At 71.9% G+C, this 19,182-nt stretch carries 20 protein-coding genes; 6 read left to right on the top strand and 14 right to left on the bottom strand.

Annotated elements, in window-relative coordinates; all coding sequences use genetic code 11:
* Positions 1–53: 53 nt before the first annotated feature.
* Positions 54–893, bottom strand: coding sequence for a VOC family protein (locus ASF40_RS01100; protein ID WP_157549387.1), 840 nt, complete (start codon positions 891–893; stop codon positions 54–56).
* Between the two features lie 210 nt (positions 894–1,103).
* Entirely contained in the window at positions 1,104–2,450 is a 1,347-nt protein-coding gene (locus ASF40_RS01095; RefSeq protein WP_056365219.1) for a uracil-xanthine permease family protein, read from the bottom strand.
* Positions 2,451–2,572: 122 nt separating this feature from the next.
* Between ASF40_RS01095 and ASF40_RS01090 the strand changes: the two genes are divergently transcribed.
* Both ASF40_RS01090 and ASF40_RS01085 read left to right on the top strand, forming a co-directional pair.
* Positions 2,573–3,373 carry an ABC transporter ATP-binding protein gene (locus tag ASF40_RS01090; protein WP_056365216.1) on the top strand — a complete coding sequence of 267 codons (801 nt, stop codon included), beginning with the start codon at positions 2,573–2,575 and terminating at the stop codon, positions 3,371–3,373.
* Entirely contained in the window at positions 3,355–4,932 is a 1,578-nt protein-coding gene (locus ASF40_RS01085) for a hypothetical protein (protein ID WP_056365213.1), read from the top strand. The genes ASF40_RS01090 and ASF40_RS01085 overlap by 19 nt, the downstream gene beginning before the upstream one ends.
* Positions 4,933–4,953: 21 nt before the next feature.
* On the opposite strand, the gene ASF40_RS01080 is transcribed toward ASF40_RS01085, so the two are convergent.
* Together ASF40_RS01080 and ASF40_RS01075 are read right to left on the bottom strand one after the other, a co-directional pair.
* Positions 4,954–5,904, bottom strand: a complete 951-nt coding sequence (locus tag ASF40_RS01080; RefSeq protein WP_442922680.1) for a phosphoribosylaminoimidazolesuccinocarboxamide synthase — start codon at positions 5,902–5,904, stop codon at positions 4,954–4,956.
* 72 nt (positions 5,905–5,976) lie between these two features.
* Entirely contained in the window at positions 5,977–6,330 is a 354-nt protein-coding gene (locus tag ASF40_RS01075) for a hypothetical protein (protein WP_056365207.1), read from the bottom strand.
* Positions 6,331–6,431: 101 nt separating this feature from the next.
* Here ASF40_RS01075 and ASF40_RS01070 point away from each other — a divergent pair, with 101 nt between their 5' ends.
* From ASF40_RS01070 to ASF40_RS21295, 3 genes are all read left to right on the top strand, one after another.
* Positions 6,432–7,052 carry a PadR family transcriptional regulator gene (locus ASF40_RS01070; RefSeq protein ID WP_056366631.1) on the top strand — a complete coding sequence of 207 codons (621 nt, stop codon included), beginning with the start codon at positions 6,432–6,434 and terminating at the stop codon, positions 7,050–7,052.
* Between the two features lie 71 nt (positions 7,053–7,123).
* The gene (locus tag ASF40_RS01065; RefSeq protein WP_056366627.1) at positions 7,124–8,626 is read left to right on the top strand and encodes a DHA2 family efflux MFS transporter permease subunit; all 1,503 of its coding nucleotides are present in this window, start codon (positions 7,124–7,126) and stop codon (positions 8,624–8,626) included.
* Positions 8,627–8,688: 62 nt separating this feature from the next.
* A complete protein-coding gene (locus ASF40_RS21295) occupies positions 8,689–8,847 on the top strand; it encodes a hypothetical protein (protein WP_169583593.1) in 159 nt (52 codons plus the stop codon).
* Positions 8,848–8,967: 120 nt separating this feature from the next.
* On the opposite strand, the gene ASF40_RS01060 is transcribed toward ASF40_RS21295, so the two are convergent.
* The 7 genes from ASF40_RS01060 to purD all read right to left on the bottom strand — a co-directional run bounded on the left by ASF40_RS01060 (position 8,968) and on the right by purD (position 15,064).
* The gene (locus tag ASF40_RS01060) at positions 8,968–9,621 is read right to left on the bottom strand and encodes a response regulator transcription factor (RefSeq protein ID WP_056365204.1); all 654 of its coding nucleotides are present in this window, start codon (positions 9,619–9,621) and stop codon (positions 8,968–8,970) included.
* Positions 9,618–10,808 (bottom strand): sensor histidine kinase, encoded by a 1,191-nt coding sequence (locus ASF40_RS01055; RefSeq protein WP_056365201.1) that lies wholly within the window; start codon positions 10,806–10,808, stop codon positions 9,618–9,620. Before ASF40_RS01055 ends, ASF40_RS01060 begins: the two co-directional genes overlap by 4 nt.
* Positions 10,809–10,812: 4 nt before the next feature.
* Positions 10,813–11,514 (bottom strand): DUF2306 domain-containing protein, encoded by a 702-nt coding sequence (locus ASF40_RS01050; RefSeq protein WP_056365197.1) that lies wholly within the window; start codon positions 11,512–11,514, stop codon positions 10,813–10,815.
* 134 nt (positions 11,515–11,648) lie between these two features.
* On the bottom strand, positions 11,649–12,908 hold the full coding sequence (gene lhgO, locus ASF40_RS01045) for an L-2-hydroxyglutarate oxidase (RefSeq protein WP_082496781.1): 1,260 nt from the start codon (positions 12,906–12,908) through the stop codon (positions 11,649–11,651).
* 102 nt (positions 12,909–13,010) lie between these two features.
* Positions 13,011–13,340, bottom strand: a complete 330-nt coding sequence (locus ASF40_RS01040; protein ID WP_157549343.1) for a DUF6176 family protein — start codon at positions 13,338–13,340, stop codon at positions 13,011–13,013.
* Positions 13,337–13,714, bottom strand: a complete 378-nt coding sequence (locus ASF40_RS01035) for a hypothetical protein (RefSeq protein WP_056365190.1) — start codon at positions 13,712–13,714, stop codon at positions 13,337–13,339. The genes ASF40_RS01040 and ASF40_RS01035 overlap by 4 nt, the downstream gene beginning before the upstream one ends.
* Before the next feature lie 75 nt (positions 13,715–13,789).
* Positions 13,790–15,064, bottom strand: coding sequence for a phosphoribosylamine--glycine ligase (gene purD, locus ASF40_RS01030; RefSeq protein WP_056365187.1), 1,275 nt, complete (start codon positions 15,062–15,064; stop codon positions 13,790–13,792).
* Between the two features lie 499 nt (positions 15,065–15,563).
* On the opposite strand from purD, the gene ASF40_RS01025 reads away from it, so the two are divergent.
* Positions 15,564–15,932 carry a sterol carrier family protein gene (locus tag ASF40_RS01025; protein ID WP_056365184.1) on the top strand — a complete coding sequence of 123 codons (369 nt, stop codon included), beginning with the start codon at positions 15,564–15,566 and terminating at the stop codon, positions 15,930–15,932.
* Positions 15,933–16,019: 87 nt separating this feature from the next.
* Here the strand turns inward: ASF40_RS01025 and ASF40_RS01020 are convergent, their stop codons facing one another.
* The 3 genes from ASF40_RS01020 to ASF40_RS01010 are packed head-to-tail and all read right to left on the bottom strand — an operon-like array spanning position 16,020 to position 19,094.
* The gene (locus tag ASF40_RS01020; RefSeq protein ID WP_200919424.1) at positions 16,020–16,769 is read right to left on the bottom strand and encodes a heme ABC transporter ATP-binding protein; all 750 of its coding nucleotides are present in this window, start codon (positions 16,767–16,769) and stop codon (positions 16,020–16,022) included.
* Positions 16,699–17,946, bottom strand: coding sequence for a FecCD family ABC transporter permease (locus tag ASF40_RS01015; protein ID WP_200919406.1), 1,248 nt, complete (start codon positions 17,944–17,946; stop codon positions 16,699–16,701). Before ASF40_RS01015 ends, ASF40_RS01020 begins: the two co-directional genes overlap by 71 nt.
* Before the next feature lie 8 nt (positions 17,947–17,954).
* A complete protein-coding gene (locus ASF40_RS01010) occupies positions 17,955–19,094 on the bottom strand; it encodes a heme/hemin ABC transporter substrate-binding protein (RefSeq protein WP_056365178.1) in 1,140 nt (379 codons plus the stop codon).
* Between the last annotated feature and the right edge of the window lie 88 nt (positions 19,095–19,182).

Genomic DNA, 19,182 nt, shown 5'->3' with positions numbered 1-19,182 from the left:
CCGCACGATGTGACTGCGGAAGGCGACGTGGTTTGGGGGGTTGGGGGGAGAACTCAGGCGCGGCCGGGAACCGTCGCGTGCAGGAGGTTGCGCCAGGGGTCGTCGAAGGCCACCGTGCGGCCGTCGTCGCGCACCTCGAGGCCGTGGTGGCGCAGGCGTTCGGCGAGCTCGCCCAGCGAGTCGGCGTCGGGCAGGGCCAGATCGACGCGGCCGAGGCCGAGCGCCGGCATCCGCGGGCCGGCGCCGCGCGAGTTCCAGACGTTCATCGCCATGTGGTGGTGGTAGCCGCCGGCGCTCACGAACAGCGCCTGGTTGCCGAGCTCGGCGGTCTGGTCGAAGCCGAGCGCGTCGACGTAGAAGGCGCGGGCGCTCGCGACGTCGCCGACCGACAGGTGCACATGACCGACGGATGCTGCGTCCTGCCCCGTCCCGCCGCTCGCGGCCCGCTCCGTCAGGTGCTCACGGAGGAAGCCGTTGGGGTCGAGGTACAGCGTCGCCATCTCGACACTGCCGTGGGTCCACGACCACTCGGTGCGGACCCGGTCCCAGTACAGCTCGACGCCGTTGCCCTCGGGATCGGTGAGGTAGAAGGCCTGGCTCACGAGGTGGTCCGCCGAGCCGGTGAAGGTCTGCGGCGCGCGCTGCGCGACGCTGTAGAGCGCGGCCGCGAGGGCCTCCTGCGTCTCGAAGAGGATCGCCGTGTGGAACAGTCCGGCCGCGCCGGGGCTCGCGTGGCGCAGGGCGGGCTCGTGCTTCAGGATGACGACCGGCCGACCCGCGCGCCCGAGCACGACCTCGTCCCCCTCGGCCGAGAGCACCTGGAGGGTGATGACGTCGCGGTAGAACGCCGTCATGCCGTCGAGGTCGCCGACGAGAAGCGTCACGGCGCCCATCGAGGTGGCGGCGGCGAGGCGGTCAGGGTGCGCGATCTCATTCACGTGTAGCTACAACCATTTGCGCGCAGCATCCATTCCCGCTTCATCGCTACGGTCGTCCGGGTTTGGGGCGTTATTCCTCCGTTGGGGCGCGCAAATCGCGCCCCAACGGACAGAATGCGCCCCAAACCCCAGAAACAGGGCGGGGACGGATGCTGCGGCCCGGCGCTACTTGACCTGCGAGTCCTGCGGGTCGCCATCGAGCTGGCCGACGGCGGGGAGCGGGCCCCCGTCGTCGGCGCCGGTCTTGCGCCAGCGGGCGATCGCGTTGCCGAGGTGGTAGATCAGCAGGGCCGCGGCGGCGCCGATGACGATCGCGCCCAGCTGGAAGTCGCCCCACACCATGGTGAAGCCGGCGATCGCGATGACGAGCGAGACGGCCGCGGTGTACTGGTTCACCGGGCGCGAGAAGTCCACGCGGTTGTCGACCCAGATCTTGATGCCGATGATGCCGATGAGGCCGTACAGGGCGGTCGTCACGCCGCCGAGCACGCCGGCGGGGATCGAGTTGAACACCGCGCCGACCACCGGCGACAGCGACAGCAGGATCGCGAAGACGCCTGCGACCCAGTACGCGGCCGTCGAGTACACGCGGGTCGCCGCCATGACGCCGATGTTCTCGCCGTACGTCGTCGTGCCCGAACCGCCGAAGGTGCCCGCGAGCACCGTCGCGGCGCCGTCGGCGATGAGCGCACGGCCGGTGTACTGGTTGACGGAGGACTCGGTCATGGTCGCGACGCCGCGCACGTGTCCGACGTTCTCGGCGATGAGCACGAGCACGACCGGCAGGAACATGGCGATGACGCTCCAGGTGCCGGGGTTGCCGAACGTCGGGAACTGGAAGGTCGGCAGGCCCACCCACTGCCCGTTCGCGACGAGCTCGTTCACCTGCGTGAAGTCCACCTCGCCGCGCAGCAGCGCCACGATGTAGCCGACGATCACGCCGAGGAAGATCGAGATGCGCCCGAGGAATCCGCGGAACAGCACGCTGCCGAGGATCACCGCCACGAGCGTGATGGTCGCGGTGATCGGCGCCTGCTGGAAGTTCTGCCACGCGACCGGGGCGAGGTTGAAGCCGATGAGCGCGACGATGGCGCCGGCGACGACCGGCGGCATGAGCTTCTCGATCCAGCCGAGCCCCGCGAACTGGACGATGAAGCCGACCGCGGCCAGCAGCACGCCGACGGCGACGATGCCGGCGAGGGCCGAGCCCATGCCCTGCGACGCGGTCGCGGCGGTGACCGGTGCGATGAACGCGAACGACGAGCCGAGGTAGCTGGGGAGGCGGTTCTTCGTGATGAGGAGGAACAGCAGTGTTCCGATGCCTGAGAAGAGGAGCGTCGTCGAGACCGGGAAACCCGTCAGCACCGGCACCAGGAACGTCGCGCCGAACATCGCGATGACGTGCTGCGCGCCGATCGCGACCGTCGCGGGCCAGTTCAGCCGCTCGTCGGGCTTCACCACCTTCCCGGGTTCGACGGTCCGGCCGTTGCCGTGAATGGTCCACAAAGGCATGCGCGCTCCTTGCGCTCGGGTGATGGTGCGAGGATCACCCTAGCGAGCGGGTGCGCGCGAGTTGCCTCGGCCACGCGGCATCCGAGAGGCTGGACGGATTCCGGCTCGCACCCGGACCTTCGATGCAGAACCGACGGAGAGACGTGACCGACCCAGCGACCCTGCCGACACCGCCCGCCCTCGAGTTCCGGGGACTCCACAAGCGCTTCGGCGAGAAGGTGGCCGTGGCCGACGTCAGCCTGCGCGTGCCCGCGGGATCGTTCTACGGGCTGGTGGGCCCGAACGGCGCCGGCAAGACCACGACGCTGTCGATGGCGACCGGACTCCTCATGCCGGACGCGGGTCAGGCGCTCGTGCACGGGGTCGACGTGTCGCGCGAGCCGGTCAAGGCGAAGGCGATGGTCGGCAACCTCGCCGACGGCGTCAAGCTGTTCGACCGCCTCACGGGCGAGCAGCTCGTCACCTACAACGGGCTGCTGTTCGGTCTGCCGCACGACGAGATCGCCCAGCGCACGGCCGATCTGCTCTCCCTCATGGACATGACGGATGCCGCGGGCACGATGGTCGTCGACTACTCGGCGGGCATGACCAAGAAGATCGCGCTGGCGTGCGCCCTGGTCCACGCCCCGCGGCTGCTCGTGCTCGACGAGCCCTTCGAGTCGGTCGATCCGGTGTCGGCGGCGAACATCGAGGACATCCTCGCCGGCTACGTGGCCGGCGGCGGCACCGTCATCGTCTCGAGCCACTCGATGGACCTCGTCCAGCGCATGTGCGACCACGTCGCGATCGTCGCGGCGGGCCGGCTGCTCGTCGCGGGCACCGTCGACGACGTGCGGGCGGGGGAGTCCCTGCAGGACCGCTTCGTCGAGCTCGTCGGCGGCCGCCGCCACACGGAGGGGCCGGAATGGTTGCGACGCTCCTGAGGCTGCGGTTCCGGGTTCTCGGCAACCAGCTCGCGCGCAGTCCGTGGCAGCTGGTCGGGTTCATCCTCGGTGCCCTCTACGGCGCCCTGATCCTCGTGGGCATCGTCGCGGGCCTCGTCGCGCTGGGCTTCGCCGACGTCCGGCTCGCGGGCATCGTCATCGTGGGCGCCGGGTCGCTGGTGACGCTGGGGTGGGCCCTCATCCCTCTCGTGGCGTTCGGCGTCGACACGACGCTCGACCCGGATCGCCTCGTCGTGTTCCCTCTGACGACCTCGCGGATGATGGTCGCGCTCACGCTCGCCGCGGTCTGCGGCATCCCGGGCATCATCACGTCGGCGGCCGCGCTCGCGACGATCGCGACGTGGGCGCACTGGCCTGCGGCGCTCGTCGCCTGGCTGGTGAGCACGCCGCTGGCGGTGCTCACGGCGGTGGTCGCCTCACGCGCCGTCGCGACGATCGCCTCCGGCTTCGGGGGAGGCCGACGCTTCCGCGAGGTCGCGGGCATCCTCATCTTCATCCCGCTCATCCTGGCGGGGCCCATCATCGTGGGGCTCGCCAACGGAGTCACCGTGAACGCGGACACCATCGCCGAGCTCGTGCCGCTCCTCGGCTGGACGCCGCTCGGCGCCGCCTGGGCCGTGCCCGCCGACGCGGCCGCCGGCGATCTGCCCGCCGCCGCGGCGAAGCTGCTCATCGCGCTCGCCACCCTCGCGGCGCTGTGGCTGCTCTGGCGCGCCTCGCTCGCACGCTCCCTCGTGCGGCCCCGGCTCACGTCGGCCGCCGCCGTGCGGGCCGGGTCGATCGGATGGTTCGGCCGCGTGCCGAGCGGTGCCGCGGGTGCGGTCTTCGCGCGGTCGCTGACGTACTGGACGCGCGACCCGCGGTATCTGCGCCAGCTCATCGCCGTGCCGCTCGTGCCGGTGCTGCTGTGGTTCTACGCCCGCGACGGCGACCCGTTCGTGGCGCTGGCGTTCTCGGCGCCGATCATCGCGTTCATCATCGGCATCGTTGTGTACGCCGACATCTCGTACGACGGCACGGCGTTCGGCACCGAGGTCGCGACGGGCGCGCGCGGTCGCGCCGACCGGCTCGGGCGCATCCTCGCCGCCGCCGCGGTCGCGGTGCCGCTGGTGCTGCTGGCCGCGGCGCTGCCCTTCGTGTTCGCGGGCGACTGGACGCAGCTGCCCGGCATCCTCGGCATGGCGCTCGGCATCCTCTTCACCTGCTACGGCGTCTGCGCCGTCACCTCGGCCCAGCTCGTGGTGCCGGTTCCGGGCTCGGGCGACAACCCGTTCAAGCGCGTCCCGGGCACGACGTTCCTGCAGGGCATGGCGTTCTTCGGCATCTGGCTGGTGGCGCTCGCGCTCTCGGCGCCCGCGATCATCGTCGGGCTCATCGGGTACTTCACGCAGAACCCGACCCTGAGCTGGATCGCGTTCGCCATCGGGATCGTGGGCGGCACCGCGGTGCTCGTCGCCGGCATCCTGATCGGCGGCAGGATGCTCGACAGCACGGGGCCGGTGCTGCTCGTCCGACTGAAGGCGATGAAGAACGCGTGAGGCGGATGCCGCGCCGCGGCGTCAGGCGGCGGTGAGGCGCTCGAGCAGCTCGCGGTAGCGGGCGGTGGTGCGGTCGATGATGTCCGCCGGGAGTGCCGGCGGCTCCCCCTCGCGCGGGGCCGCCCAGTTCGCGGCCAGCCAGTCGCGCACGATCTGCTTGTCGAAGCTCGCCATGCGCTCGGCGGGGGTCGTGCCGGACGCCCAGGCCGCGGCATCCCAGTATCGTGACGAGTCGCTGGTGAGCACCTCGTCGGCGATCGTCAGCACCCCGTTGCCGTCGAGGCCGAACTCGAACTTCGTGTCGGCGAGGATCACGCCGTGCGCCTCGGCCGTCGCGGCCGCACGCGCGTAGATCTCGAGCGAGAGGTCGCGGAGCTCCGCCGCGCGCTCGGCGCCGACGAGTTCGACGGTGCGCTCGTACGAGATGTTCTCGTCGTGCTCGCCGAGCGGCGCCTTGTAGGCGGGGGTGTAGATCGGCTCGGGCAGCCGGTCGCCGTTCGAGAGCCCTTCGGGCAGGGCGATGCCGCACACCGTGCCGTTCTCGCCGTACTCGGCCCAGCCCGAGCCGGTGAGATACCCGCGCACGACGCACTCGATCGGCAGCATGTCGAGGCTCTTCACGACCATCGCGCGGCCGGCGACGGCCTCCGGGATCAGGCTCTTGAGGTCATCGGCGCCGTCGGCCCCGAGCGTGAGCTCGTGCGAGGCGGCGAGATGATTCGGGATGCTGCGACCCCCGTCCGCACCCGCGAGCCGGTCGAACCACCAGAGGCTCAGGGTGGTGAGCAGCTCGCCCTTGCCGGGAATGCCCGGCGACAGCACGTGGTCGAACGCGCTGACGCGGTCGCTCGCGACGACCAGCATGCGCTCGGGCGTCGCCCCCTCGGGCGTGTCCGCCGGGACGTAGAGGTCGCGGACCTTGCCGGAGTAGGCGTGGCGCCAGCCGGGGAGCTCGGTCGTGGGGGTGGGGATAGCCGTCACCCGTCCATTATCCCGGGTGACTCCGGCGGGTTTCGGGGCGGGGTCGCATCGGGGCCGACGGGCTCACGGCGTGATCTCGTCGACGTGCGCGAACGCCTCGGCGACGAGCGCGGGCCAGCGGTCGGCAGCATCCGTCCCCGCGGTCGCCCACTCGCGCATCGGCCGCCCCCGCATGACGGCGGGCTCGGCTTCGCCCGCCTCGGCCAGCTCGCCGACGCGGCTCTCAGGCAGCTTCACCATCAGGGCGCCCTCGAAGGTGACGAAGGCGAACACCTTGCCGCGGACGTTCAGGCCCTCGGACCCGAACATCGCGCCGAGCGAGACGTCGGGCCGCGTCGTCCATTCCGCCACGATCGGGTCGAAGATCGCGTACGACTCGGGGAACTTCTCCCTGCGCGCGGCGCCCTTGTCTGCCATGACCCTCACCGTACGACGCCCCACCGACAGAGCGCGAGGGATGCATGTCGCGACGAAGAAGCGTATAGTCCACGTGGACTAATCGAAGTGGAGTGATCACCGTGTCAGACCCTGTCGCCCGCCTCACCCCGCTCGGGGTGGCCGTGCTCGCGCTGCTGAGCGAGGGGGACATGCACCCGTACGAGATGATCCGGCTGATGCACTTCCGCCGGGACGACCGGCTCGTCACGATCACGAACGGCACGGTCTACCACACCGTCGGGCGGCTCGAGCGGGCGGGACTGATCGCCGAGGTCGGCGTCGACCGCGACGGCAACCGCCCCGAGCGCACCACCTATACGCAGACGGATGCCGGCGCCGCCGCGGTGCTCGAATGGGTGCGCCGCGAGCTGCCGCGCGTGGACCGCCCGGCGGAGTTCCGCGTCGCGCTCGCCGAGGTGCACGGACTGGATCGCGACGAGGCGATCGAGCTGCTCGGCGTCCGACGCGCCGCGCTCGCCGCGGCGCTCGGGTCCCTCGAGGACGGCCAGCGTCACGCCCTGGAGAAGGGCGTGCCCCCGCAGTACCTCATCGAGATCGACCGCGAGCTCGCGCTCCTGCGCGCGGAGCTCGTGTGGATGGACGCGGTGCTCCCGCGCATCGCCGATCCCGACTTCGCCTGGGGTCCCACCCCCACCCCCTCGGAACGCTATCTCGCCCAGAGAAAGGCAGCACGACAGTGACCACCCCCGAAACGCCGCAGTCCCGCCCCACGGCGGGCGCGGCATCCGCCACCGCCCGGGTCGCCGGCCCGATCACCGGTGCCTACGCCGTCGGGCACAAGCCCCAGAGCCCCTGGCCCGCCCTCTGGGCGCTGGTCATCGGCTTCTTCATGATCCTCGTCGACACGACGATCGTCTCGGTCGCGAACCCCGCCATCAAGGCGGCGCTCGACCCCGACACCAACAACCTCGACAACGTCGTGTGGGTCACCTCGGCCTATCTGCTCGCGTACGCGGTGCCGCTCCTGATCACCGGCCGCCTCGGCGACCGGTTCGGGCCGAAGAACATCTACCTGATCGGGCTGACGGTGTTCACGCTCGCGTCGCTGTGGTGTGGTCTGTCGGGCACCCTCGAGATGCTCATCATCGCCCGCGCGGTGCAGGGCCTCGGCGCCGCGCTGATGACCCCGCAGACGATGGCCGTCATCACGCGCACCTTCCCACCGAACCGCCGCGGCGCGGCGATGGGCCTGTGGGGCGCCACCGCCGGTGTCGCGACCCTCGTCGGGCCGCTGGCCGGAGGCCTGCTGGTCGACGGCTTCGGGTGGGAGTGGATCTTCTTCATCAACATCCCCGTCGGTGTCATCGCGTTCGTGCTCGCGTGGATTCTCGTGCCCAAGCTCGAGACGCACCCGCACCGCTTCGACATCGTCGGCGTCGTGCTGAGCGCCGTCGGCCTCTTCCTGATCGTCTTCGGCCTGCAGGAGGGCGAGAAGTACGACTGGGCGCCGTGGGTGTGGGCGATGGTCTCCGGCGGCGTGGCGGTGATGGCGCTCTTCATCTGGACGCAGGCGCGCACCAAGAACGAGCCGCTCGTGCCGCTGCCGCTCTTCCGTGACCGCAACTTCTCGGTGTCGAACCTCGGCATAGCGATCGTCGGATTCACCGTGACGAGCATGTCGCTGCCGCTGATGTTCTTCATCCAGCTCGCCCGGGGGCTCACCCCCACGCAGTCGGCGCTGCTGCTCATCCCGATGGCCGTCCTCTCCGGCGTCGGCGCGCCGTTCGCCGGCCGTCTCCTCGACCGCACCGACCCGCGGTTCCTCCTTGTGCCGGGCCTGCTCATGGTTGCGGGTTCGCTGTTCTGGTACTCGTCGCTCATGAACGTCGACACCCCGATCTGGATGTTCCTCCTGCCGTCGGCGCTCATGGGCATCGGCAACGCCGGCATGTGGGGGCCGCTCGCGACCACGGCCACGCGCAACCTGCCTCCGCGACAGGCCGGTGCCGGCGCGGGCATCTACAACACCACCCGGACGATCGGCTCGGTGATCGGCTCGGCATCGATCGCGGCCTTCATGCAGGCCCGGCTCGAGGCGAACCTTCCTGGCGCGTCCGACGCATCGGGCGGGTTCGGCGAAGGAACGCTGCCTCCGTTCGTGATCGACGGCTTCTCGCAGGCGATGGCGCAGGCCATCCTGCTGCCGGCCGCGGTCATGCTCGTCGGCGTCGTCGTGGTGCTGTTCCTTCGTCGGCCGAAGACGACGTCGACCGAGGATTGGCAGGCCGCGAACGCGGCTGTCGCATCCGACTAACGCCGTTCGGGGAGCTTGTCAAGAGCTTGGTCGGCGGCGGCTCAGCCGCCCACCATGGTCACATGACCGGACTCGCAGTGATCCTGCTCATCGTCGGAATCGTCCTGCTGCTGCTGGGCGTATTCATCGAAGCGGCCAAGTTCCTGCTCTGGATCGGCCTCGTGATCATCGTCATCGCCGTGATCGCGTGGCTGATGCGCTTCATCCGTCGTCAGACCTGATTTCCCCAGCTCAGGTCGCGCGGCGCCCGCAGGGTCCTCCCCGATCCCGGGCGTCGACAGGACGCCGGCCCGCATGTCCCCCAGCACGCGGCGCCGGCGTCCTTCTTTGCTTCCCGTGGTTCAGTGACGGCCGCGACCGCGCTCGTGTGCCCAGATCGCGAGCTCGACGCGGTTGCGGGCGCCGAGCTTGGTCGAGATGTTCGCGAGGTGCGTCTTCACGGTGCTGAGCGAGACGTGCAGCTCGTCGCCGATCTCGCTGTTGCCGAGCCCCCGGGCGACGCCGGCGAGCACAGCCTCCTCCCGGTCGGTGAGGGGAGCCGACGGCGGCGTCGGCGGCTCTGGCGTCGCACCCGCGAACGCCTCGATCAGGCGCACCGTGACGTTCGGGTCGATGAGCGCATCGCCGCGGGATGCCGCGCGCACGGCCTCGGCGAGCAGCACGGCGCCGGCGTCCTTGAGCAGGAACCCGCGCGCTCCCGCGCGCAGCGCCTCGTACACGTACTCGTCCAGATCGAATGTCGTGATGACCACGACGGGAATCGGGTCGGCGACGTCCGGTCCGGCGAGGGCGCGGGTCGCCGCGAGCCCGTCCATCACCGGCATGCGGATGTCGAGCAGGCAGACGTCGGGCCGGAGGCTCCGCGCGAGCGCAACCGCCTCGGCGCCGTCGGCGGCCTCGCCGACCACCTCGATGTCGGGCTGCGCGTCCAGGATCATGCGCAGCCCTGTCCGAACGAGGTCCTGGTCGTCGGCGACGAGCACGCGCACGCTCATGCGGTCCATCCTGCCCGCGGGAGCTTCGCGGCGACGACCCAGCCTCCGCCGAGCGCAGGTCCGGCCTCGCACGTGCCACCCAGCAGCGCCGCGCGCTCGCGCATGCCGGTGATCCCGTAGCCGAACGAGGGAATGCTCCGGGCGTCCCCTCCACGCAGCGCTGGCGCGCTGCGCGGAGCCTCCGGGCGCGTGGGCCCAGCTGCAGCCCCGCCGTCGTCGCGCACCTCGAGCTGCACACCCTCCGCGTCGACTTCGACACCCACCTCGATCCGGCTGGCGTCGCGGGCATGACGGCGGGCGTTCGTCACCGCCTCCTGTGCGATCCGGAACACCGCGGCGGCGACCGCCTGCGGCACGGTGTCGAGGTCACCGCCGAGCCTCACGACGACGGCCGGCGTCGCGGCATCCGTCGTCTCCAGAGCGCGGATGTCGGCGAGCCCGGGAGTGGGCGCGAGCGCGTCGCCCGGCCCACGCAGCACGCCCACCATCGCGCGCATCTCGCGGAGCGTGCGCGTCGCCTCGGCCTCGATCGCCTGCAGCACCTGCACCGTCGCGCCGGGATCGGTCGCGGCCACGGCGCTGCCGGCCTGGGCCTGGATCGCGATCGCCGACACGTGGTGCGCGACGGTGTCGTGCAGGTCGCGGGCGAGCTGCTCGCGCTCGAGCAGCCGCACCTGTTCGAGCTCGCGGCTGCGCGCGCGGCGCCTCCACCGCACGGCCAGGCCGAGGGTCGCCGTCATGACCGCGACGGCCACGCCGCCGATGACGTCGGCGACCTGGGGCGGTGTCGCGAGGAAGGTGAGCAGCATCCCGATCCCCACCAGCACGCCGCCGCCGATCATCGCCCGCCCGGAGCCCCAACGGAACACCGCGTACAGCAGGATCAGGAAGTACGCCGTCGTGTACAGCTGCGGGTCGCCCGCCGTCGCGAGGCCCACGGCCGTGCCGACGGCGAACGCGATCGCGAGCATCGTGAACGGCCGCGACCGGCGCCACAGCAGCGTGGGAGCGAGCACGGCGAGCACGACGGCCCACAGCCAGCGCCACGGCACGTCGACGCGGACGGATGCCTCGAACACCGCGAGCACGGGGATCACGCCGACGAGCACCCCGTCGCGCCAGACCCGCCGCGGCGGCGCCGGAACCGCCGCGGGCGCGTCCCAGAGCGCGCGGACCGGGCTCGTCATGCCCTCATGATAGGCGGGCACCGGTCGCCGCCATCGGGGCGCCGCGGCGGCTGCGTCCGGCGCGAGCGCGCCGCCGGATGACGACCTCGGCGATGACGAGATTGATCACCCAGCCGGCGGTCATCAGCAGCGTGTGGGTGAACGGGGCAGGCGTGCCGATCACCAGCGTGTAGGGCATGAACACGAGCACTTGGGTGCCGGCGCCCATGCCGATCGCGTAGGCGCGGGTCATCCACGCGCTGTGCGTGCGCACGTCGCCCCGCCGGATCGCGACGAAAGCGACGACGATGGCGCTTGCCATGGCCGTGCCCAGCACGACCCGCACGGCGGCGAGTCCCGGCCCTGTCACGGCTGCCGGCATGTCGTAGAACAGCGTCATCCAGAGTGCCGAAAGCGCCGAGACCAGCCCCGCGGGTGCGACGACGCGCCCGGCGATGCGGTGCCATCGCCGCCGCCGCAGCGACGGCGAGAACTGCAGCGCGCCGAGCACGAGGAACACGCTCGACCCGATGATGTGCGCCACGACGGGGATGGGCGAGTCGAAGAACCGGGCGTTCTCGGCGGTGACCGTGGCTCCCGTGGTGAGCTGGGTGAGACGGGCTGAGCCGGCCACGATCGGCACGAGACTCAGGGCGATGAGGCCGGCGGGCACGAGCCATTCGGGCCGGCGTCGAGTCGGCTGCGGGCGGGCGGTGGCGGTTGTCATGCCGCCATGTTCGCCGCGGCAAGGGGTCGCCCGCTTCGGCCGCCCGGCTCGAAACGCCTCGTCCGATCGGCCGATGGACGGCGACCGCGTCGGCCATGAGCGCCGCGGCTCCGGGGCCTTGGTTCGGTGGACGCTCAAGGGGCCGGCGTGGCGGGCGGTGCAGCATCCGTCGCCGCCGTCTTCACCGCAGGAGCAGCAGCCCCCGGCGCGTCGAGGTAGTGGTCGATGACGTAGTCGGCGATCGCGATGGAGCTGGTCGCGGCGGGCGAGGGGGCGTTGCGCAGCAACGTGACCGGGCCGACCTGGTCGACCGCGAAGTCGTCGAGCAGCTCGCCCGAGCGGCCCCACGCCTGCGCGCGCACCCCGGCGCCGTGCTTGTGGGACAGGTCCGACGAGCGCAGCTCGGGGATGAACCGGCGCGCCTTCTGGAAGTACAGCGGCTTGATCAGCGATCCCGAGACCTCGTCCACACCCATCCGCCAGTGCTGCTTCGCGAGCGGCCACGCGCCCGGCCACCGCAGCGACTCGAGCGTGTCCTTCACCGACCACTGCAGCCAGTTGTACCCCTCACGGGCGAGGGCCGGCACCGCGTTCGGGCCCACGTGCACGTTGTCGTACACCCCGCGCGTAAAGTGCACCCCGAGGAACGGGAAACGCGGATCCGGGACCGGGTAGATCATGCCTTTCACCAGGTCGGTGCGCTCCGGCGCGAGCTCCCAGTACTCACCGCGGAAGGGCAGGATCTTCGGTGACGGGTCGGCGCCGACGAACCGGGCCACCACGTCGGACTGCAGACCGGCGCACACGATCACCCGGTCGAACACGTCCTCCGACACCGGCGTCACCACCCGCACCCGGCCGTTCTCGAGCGTCATCGCGGTGACCTCGTGGCCGAGCCGCACCTCGCCGCCGCCGGCGCGGACGTCCTGCGCCATCGCCTCGGTGATGCTGGCGTAGTCCACCACGGCGGTGTGCGGCGAATGCACCGCCGCGACCCCGGCGACGTGCGGCTCGATCTCCCGCAGGTGTTCGAGATCGTCGATGCGAGTCAGGTCGGGCACGCCGTTCTCGAGCGAGCGCCGCTCGATCTCGGCCAGCGCGGGAAGCTCCGACTCGTCCACCGCGACCACGAGCTTGCCGACCTCCCGGTAGGGCAGGCCTTTCTCCTCGCAGAACTCGCGGATCGACACCCGCCCGGTCGCGCACAGCGTCGCCTTCAGCGACCCCGGCTTGTAGTAAAGGCCCGCGTGCACCACTCCGGAGTTGTGTCCGGTCTGATGCTGCGACAGCCGGCCCTCCTTCTCGAGGACGGTGACCTCGTCGCCGCGCGCGCTCAGCGCCCGGGCGAGCGCGACGCCCACAATGCCGCCACCGACGATCCCGGTCGTCCCCATCAATGCGTCCTCACCGCCGTCTTCACCCGAGTGTAGAAGCGGGTCGTCTCCCGCGCCGATCACTTCGTCGCGGAGGCTCCACAGCGGCGCGCGCAGTCCTCGCTAGCGTTCGTCGGCGCGCAGGTCGAGCACGATCTCCGCCGCGACGGGTCCCGCATCCGCCGCACGCATCACCGCGCGATGCTCCGCGTCAATCGGTCGCTGCGACTCATCGGTGACGGCACGCGAGCGTTCGAGGTCATCGGTCTGCATCGCGTAGACGATGATCGGGCCTTCGCTGGTGTCGATGATCATCGCCGTCTCGTGGTCGACGCCCTCAGCCGCGAGCGATTCGAGCGCCTCGGGGCGACGGGGCCTGTCGATCCCACCCAGCCAGGCGATCACCCGATCGCGGTGGTCGGCACGAAGGCGTCGGGCAACGAGGTGGATCACGGCTCGCGCAGGCACCCGCCGCCGGCGTTCACGCCGCCGAGGTCGATCGAGACGGTGCCCGAGGTGCCGACCGAGCCGTACACGCAGCCGCCCGAGACCTCCGCGCCGAACAGCAGGCTGTCGCCCTCGACGCGGGTCTCGACCTCGGCCGCTCCGGCCTTCTCGAGCGCGTCGCGCACGGCGTCCTCGGTGACCGCACCGGTTGCCTGCAGCGCCTGCAGCCCGGTCGTGGCCGCGGCCACGAGGGCCTCGTTCGCGACCTGGTGCGCCTGGTCCATCAACTCCTTGCCGGGAGCGTCGATGTCGACGGCGCCCGAACACCCGGTCACGGTCGCGCCGACGAGCAGCAGGGCGACGGAGAGAACGGTCCTCACGCCCGCGCCACGCGCCGCTGGCGCGTCGCGCGGAGCCTCCGGGCGCGTGGGCCCAGTCGCGCGCCGACGCATGTGTCAGAGCCCTTCGGCGACGCGCGCGGCGATGTCGGTGCGGTGCTGACCCCCCTCGAGGCCGATCGCGCCGAGCGCCCGGTACGCGCGGTCGCGGGCCTCGACGAAGGTGGTGGCGACGCCGACCACGTTGAGCACGCGTCCGCCGGTGGCGACGAGGCCACCGTCGGTCTCGGCGGTGGCGGCGTGGGCGAGGTGCACCCCGTCGACCGACTCCGCCTCGCGCAGGTTCGTCAGTGCCCGGCCGGTGATCGGCGATGCCGGGTAGCCCTCGCTCGCGAGAACGACGGTCACGGCGACGTCGTTGGCGAAGGCCGGCAGGGGGAGATCCTCGAGATGACCGGATGCCGCGGCCAGCAGCAGCTCCGACAGCGGGTCGACGAGCCGGGGCAGCACGACCTGGGTTTCGGGGTCGCCGAAGCGGGCGTTGAACTCGATGACCTTCACGCCGTCGTCGGTCAGGATGAGGCCGGCGTAGAGGAGCCCGATGAACGGGGTGCCCTCAGCATCCAATTGACGGATCACGGGCTCGGCGATGTCGCGCGTGACGAGCTCCACGAACTCGCGCTCGCTGCCGAACCTGCCGTCGAGCCAGGGGAGCGGGGAGTACGCGCCCATGCCGCCGGTGTTGGGGCCTTCGTCGCCGTCGAGCAGGCGCTTGTAGTCCTGGGCGGGGCTGAGCGGCAGCACGTGGTCGCCGTCGCTGAGGAAGAAGAGCGACACTTCGGGTCCCGAGAGGAACTCCTCGACGAGCACCGCGCCCGACGGCAGGTACTCGTCGGCGTGCGCGAGGGCGGCCTCGCGGTCGCTCGTCACGATGACGCCCTTGCCGGCGGCGAGTCCGTCGGCCTTGACGACGTGCGGGGCGCCGAGATCGTCGAACGCGGCCTCGACCTCGGCGTGCGTGTGCGCGCGCACGGCGCGGCCCGTCGGAACCCCGGCGGCATCCATGATCCGCTTGGCGAACGTCTTCGATCCCTCGAGCTGCGCGGCCGCGTGGCCGGGCCCGAACGCCGGAATGCCGCGCGTGCGCACCGCATCGGCGACGCCCGCCACCAGGGGGGCCTCCGGACCGATGATGACGAGGGCGATGTCGTTGTCGATCGCGAACTGGCTGACGGCCACGGGGTCGTTCTGATCGAGGGCGACCAGCTGCGCGTCCTGCCCGATTCCGGCGTTGCCGGGGGCAGCGAAGATCTCGTGCTCCGCCTCCTCCGACCGCAGCGCCAGGATGATGGCGTGCTCCCGCGCGCCCGAGCCGAGAACCAGGATCTTCACGCGTTCCAGCCTACCGGCGGCCCTTCGCGCTGTTTCGGAGAATCGGAGGCGCTAACCGCACCCCGCCCGCCCCCCGGCGGTGTTCCGTCCCGTCGCCGCTCCGCCCCCCCCGATGCTCCGCAGTCGGTCTTGGCGGGTGAGGCGCGTGGTGACCCGCACGAAGTGACGGCGGAACGACGAGGCGGCGGGCCGTCGGGCTGCCGGGGGCGTTCGCGTGGGTGTTCCGCAGTCGGTTTTGGTGGGTGAGGCGCGTGGTGACCCGCACGACGTGACGGCGGAACGGCGGAACGGCGGAACGACGRGGCGGCGGGCMGTCGGGCCGTCGCGTGTGTGTTCCGCAGTCGGTTTTGGTGGGTGAGGCCCGTGGTGACCCGCACGAAGTGACGGCGGAACGAGGGGCCCGGGGCCCGGGGCCCGGGGCGTGGGCGTGGGATGGTGCCCGCGCGTGGGGCGTGGGGCGGTGGGCACGCGCCCGGGGTGGGCGGCGTAGCGTGGAGGGGTGGCCCGCAAGATCTCGACCGATGACGGCCGCGCCGCCCTGAGCGCGGTCGCGGCGGCGGTGGAGGCATCCGTCGCTCCCGCCCGCACCGACAACGCGACGGCCGTGCGCTACCTGCTGCAGCTGCTCGCCGAGAAGGCGCCGGGCAACTCGGTCGAGGTGCGCGTGCCGCCGTTCGGTGCGGTGCAGGTGGTCGAGGGGCCCCGGCACACGCGCGGCACCCCGCCCAACGTCGTCGAGACGGACCCCGCGACCTGGATCGCCCTCGCGACCGGCGCGGAGCAGTGGACGGATGCTGCCGCCGCCGGTCGCATCAGCGCCTCGGGCACGCGCGCCGACATCTCGGACCTCCTGCCGCTGCGCCCCTGACCTCGCGGGTCAGGTGTTTGCGTCGGGCGTTTCGTCTCGCTCGTTCCTCGCTCGCTCAACGACCGGGGATGAGGCCGATTCTCCTGGTCAGCGCCGGGGCATGACCACGGGCGTGCCCGACACCGGGTGCGGGAAGACGTCGACCCGCTGCCCGTAGACCTCCTCGATCGCCGCCGCCGTCAGCACCTCGGACGGCGCACCCGAGGCGACGACGCGACCCCGCGAGAGCAGCGTCACGCGGTCGGCGACGCCGACCGCCGCATTGAGGTCGTGCAGCACCACGGCCACTGCCGCGCCCTCCTGCGCACGATCCCGCGCGATGCGCAGCACGTCCTCCTGATGCTTGAGGTCGAGCGCCGCGGTGGGCTCGTCGAGCAGCAGCACGTCGCACCCCTGCGCGAGCACCCGCGCCAGCGCGGCCCGCGCGCGCTCGCCGCCCGACAGCGACGTGATGCCGCGCCCGGCCAGCGGCGTGAGGTCGGTGGCCGCGAGCGCCCGCGCGACCGCGGCGGCGTCGTCGTCCTCGGCGGGCGTGCGCGCCCACGGGGCACGACCCATGCGCACGACCTGCTCCACCGTGAACGGGAACGACACGGCGTTCTGCTGCAGCAGCACCGCGCGCCGCTGCGCGAGAAGGCGCGGACGGATGCTGCCCAGCGGCGTCCCGTCGAGGCTCACGTCGCCGGAATCCGGGGTGACATCCCCCGCGAGCACCCCGAACATCGTCGACTTGCCGGCGCCGTTCGGACCGACGAGGGCGTGGAGCTCACCCGCGCGGACGTCGATCCCGGCGTCCGCGAGCACCGGCCGCCCGGCGCCGTTCGGCGTGACGGTCACGCCTCGGGCGCTGAGCCGCACGGCGCCCGGAGCAACGGCGACCGTCGAGGTCGCGGCATCCGTCGTCGTGCTCATCCCCAGCCCCCGCCTTGCGGCGCGTGCGCAGCAGGAGCCACAGGAAGAACGGGCCGCCCACGAGTGACGTGATCATGCCGATCGGCAGGTCCGCGAGGGGCACCGCCGTGCGGGCGATGAGGTCGGCGACCGCGATCAGCAGCGCGCCGCCGAGGGCGCTCGTGACCATGAGCGGCAGGTGCGCGGGCCCGATCGCCATGCGCATGAGGTGCGGCACGACGAGTCCGACGAAGCCGATGATCCCGGCGAACGCGACCGCCGCGCACACGAGCAGCGCGACCATGACGATGACGACGACGCGCAGCAGTTCCACGCGTACGCCGAGGTGACGCGCGGTGCGCTCGCCCAGCGCGAAGAGATCGAGGCGGTGCGCGACGAACACGGCTGCGGCGACGCCGATCGCGACGAGTGGCGCGACGACGGCGATGTTCTGCCACAGCGCGCCGTTGAGGCTGCCGAGCTGCCAGAACACGATCTGCTCGCGGGTCGAGGTCGTGCCGACGAACGTGAGGAACGCGAGGCCCGCGCCGGCGATGGCGTTGATCGCGATGCCGGTGAGCAGCAGCGTCACGACCTCGGTGCGCCCGCCCGAACGGCTGATCAGGTACACCGAGAACACCGCGATGAGCCCGCCGACGAAGGCGAAGGCCGGGGTCGTCCACATGCCGAACACCGCGAGCCCGAACGTGAGGCTCGCGGCCGCGCCGAATGCCGCACCCGACGAGACGCCGACGACGGCCGCGTCGGCGAGCGGGTTGCCGAAGATCGCCTGCATGAGCACGCCCGAGACGGCGAGCGCTGCGCCGACGAGGAGGCCGAGCACGATGCGGGGGAGTCGGATGTCGAGGATCACGCCGGCCGCGGTCGGCGCCTCCGGTGCCCACGACGTGTCGATCCCGAGGGACTGCAGCAGCACACCGATCACCTGCGCCGGGGTGAGCCAGTACTGCCCGAGGCCGAGCGACACCACGACCACGAGCACGATCGCGACCGACAGCCCCGCCGCCGTGAGCGCGAACCGGCGACGGCGGTGCGTCGTCGGCACCTCGGTGACGACCTCGGCCGTCCCGCCCTCCGCGGCCTCGACCTCGGCAGCCGTCATCGTCCCCGTCACGACGCCGGCTCCGGGGTGGCGCTCGACGCCGGCGCGTAGACGGCACGTGCGAGCGCCCGGATGATCTCCGCCGTGCGCGGCCCGAAGCTCAGGATCTCGGCATCCGCCATGTCGACCACGCGGCGGTGCTCGCCCGCGGGCGTCTGCTGCAGCGCCGGGATGCGCTCGAGCAGCCCGTCGACCCCACCCACGGATGCGAGGCCGTCGGACATCATCACGACGAGGTCGGGCTGCGCGGCGACGAGGGCCTCGGCGGTCATGGGCTTCATGCCCTCCCAGCCGATCTCGCTCGCGACGTCGACGCCGCCGACCGCCTCGATCAGGGAATCCGCCCCCGAGTCGCGCCCGAAGATGTAGTAGACGTTCGCGCTGCCCCGCACGTAGAGGAAGAGCATGCGCGGACGATCGGATGCTGCCGCCGGCGCGATCTCGGCCACCTCGGCGCGCGCCGCCACGACGTCGGCATCGAGCCGCTCTGCGAGCGCGTCACCTCGGCCGGGAACGCCCAGCGCTCCGGCGATCTCCGAAACGAGGTCGGCGACCGTGTCGGCGCGCCGCTCGCTCGAGACCACGACGACGGCGATGCCGGCGTCACGCAGCTGCTGGCGCACCTCTTTCGGGCCGATCGAGGTGTCGGTCAGCATCACGGTCGGGGCGAGCTCGAGGATCGCCTCAGCGTTGAGCGTGTGCCCCGACTTCGTCACGACCGGCAGGTCCGCGGTGCCGTCGAACGACGTCGATGAGTCGCGTCCGACGACCGCGTCGCCGAGACCCAGACCGAAGACGGTCGCGGCGATCGTGCCCGAGATGTCGACCGGCAGGATGCGGCTGACATCGGTGATCTCGACCGCGCGGCCCTCAGCATCCGTCACCGTCACCGGCAGGTCGGGGGCGTCGTCAGCCGCGACAGGCTCGATCGCGTGCGACGCCAGGCAGGCCGTGGAGGGCCCGGTCGTGGTGCGCGGGTTCTCGGCGAGAGTCAGCGACGCCAGCGGAACGGATGCTGCGGGGCAGTCCGCGTCGGCGGCATCGGCGGCCGGCGCGGCACAGCCGGCGAGGGTGACCGCGGCCACGAGCAGCGCGATCACGCCGGCCAGGCGCGGCGAACCGCGGCGGGAAGAGGAGATGGGGAGCATTAGGTGAGCCTTACCTTAGGCTTGACGCCGGCTGTGAGAGTGCCCTACATTCGTGTCGATATTAGGTTAGCCAAACCTAAGTAACCAA

The organism is Microbacterium sp. Leaf288, from assembly GCF_001422925.1.
GTDB lineage: Bacteria > Actinomycetota > Actinomycetes > Actinomycetales > Microbacteriaceae > Microbacterium.
This window is presented reverse-complemented; position numbering and strand designations above follow the sequence as displayed.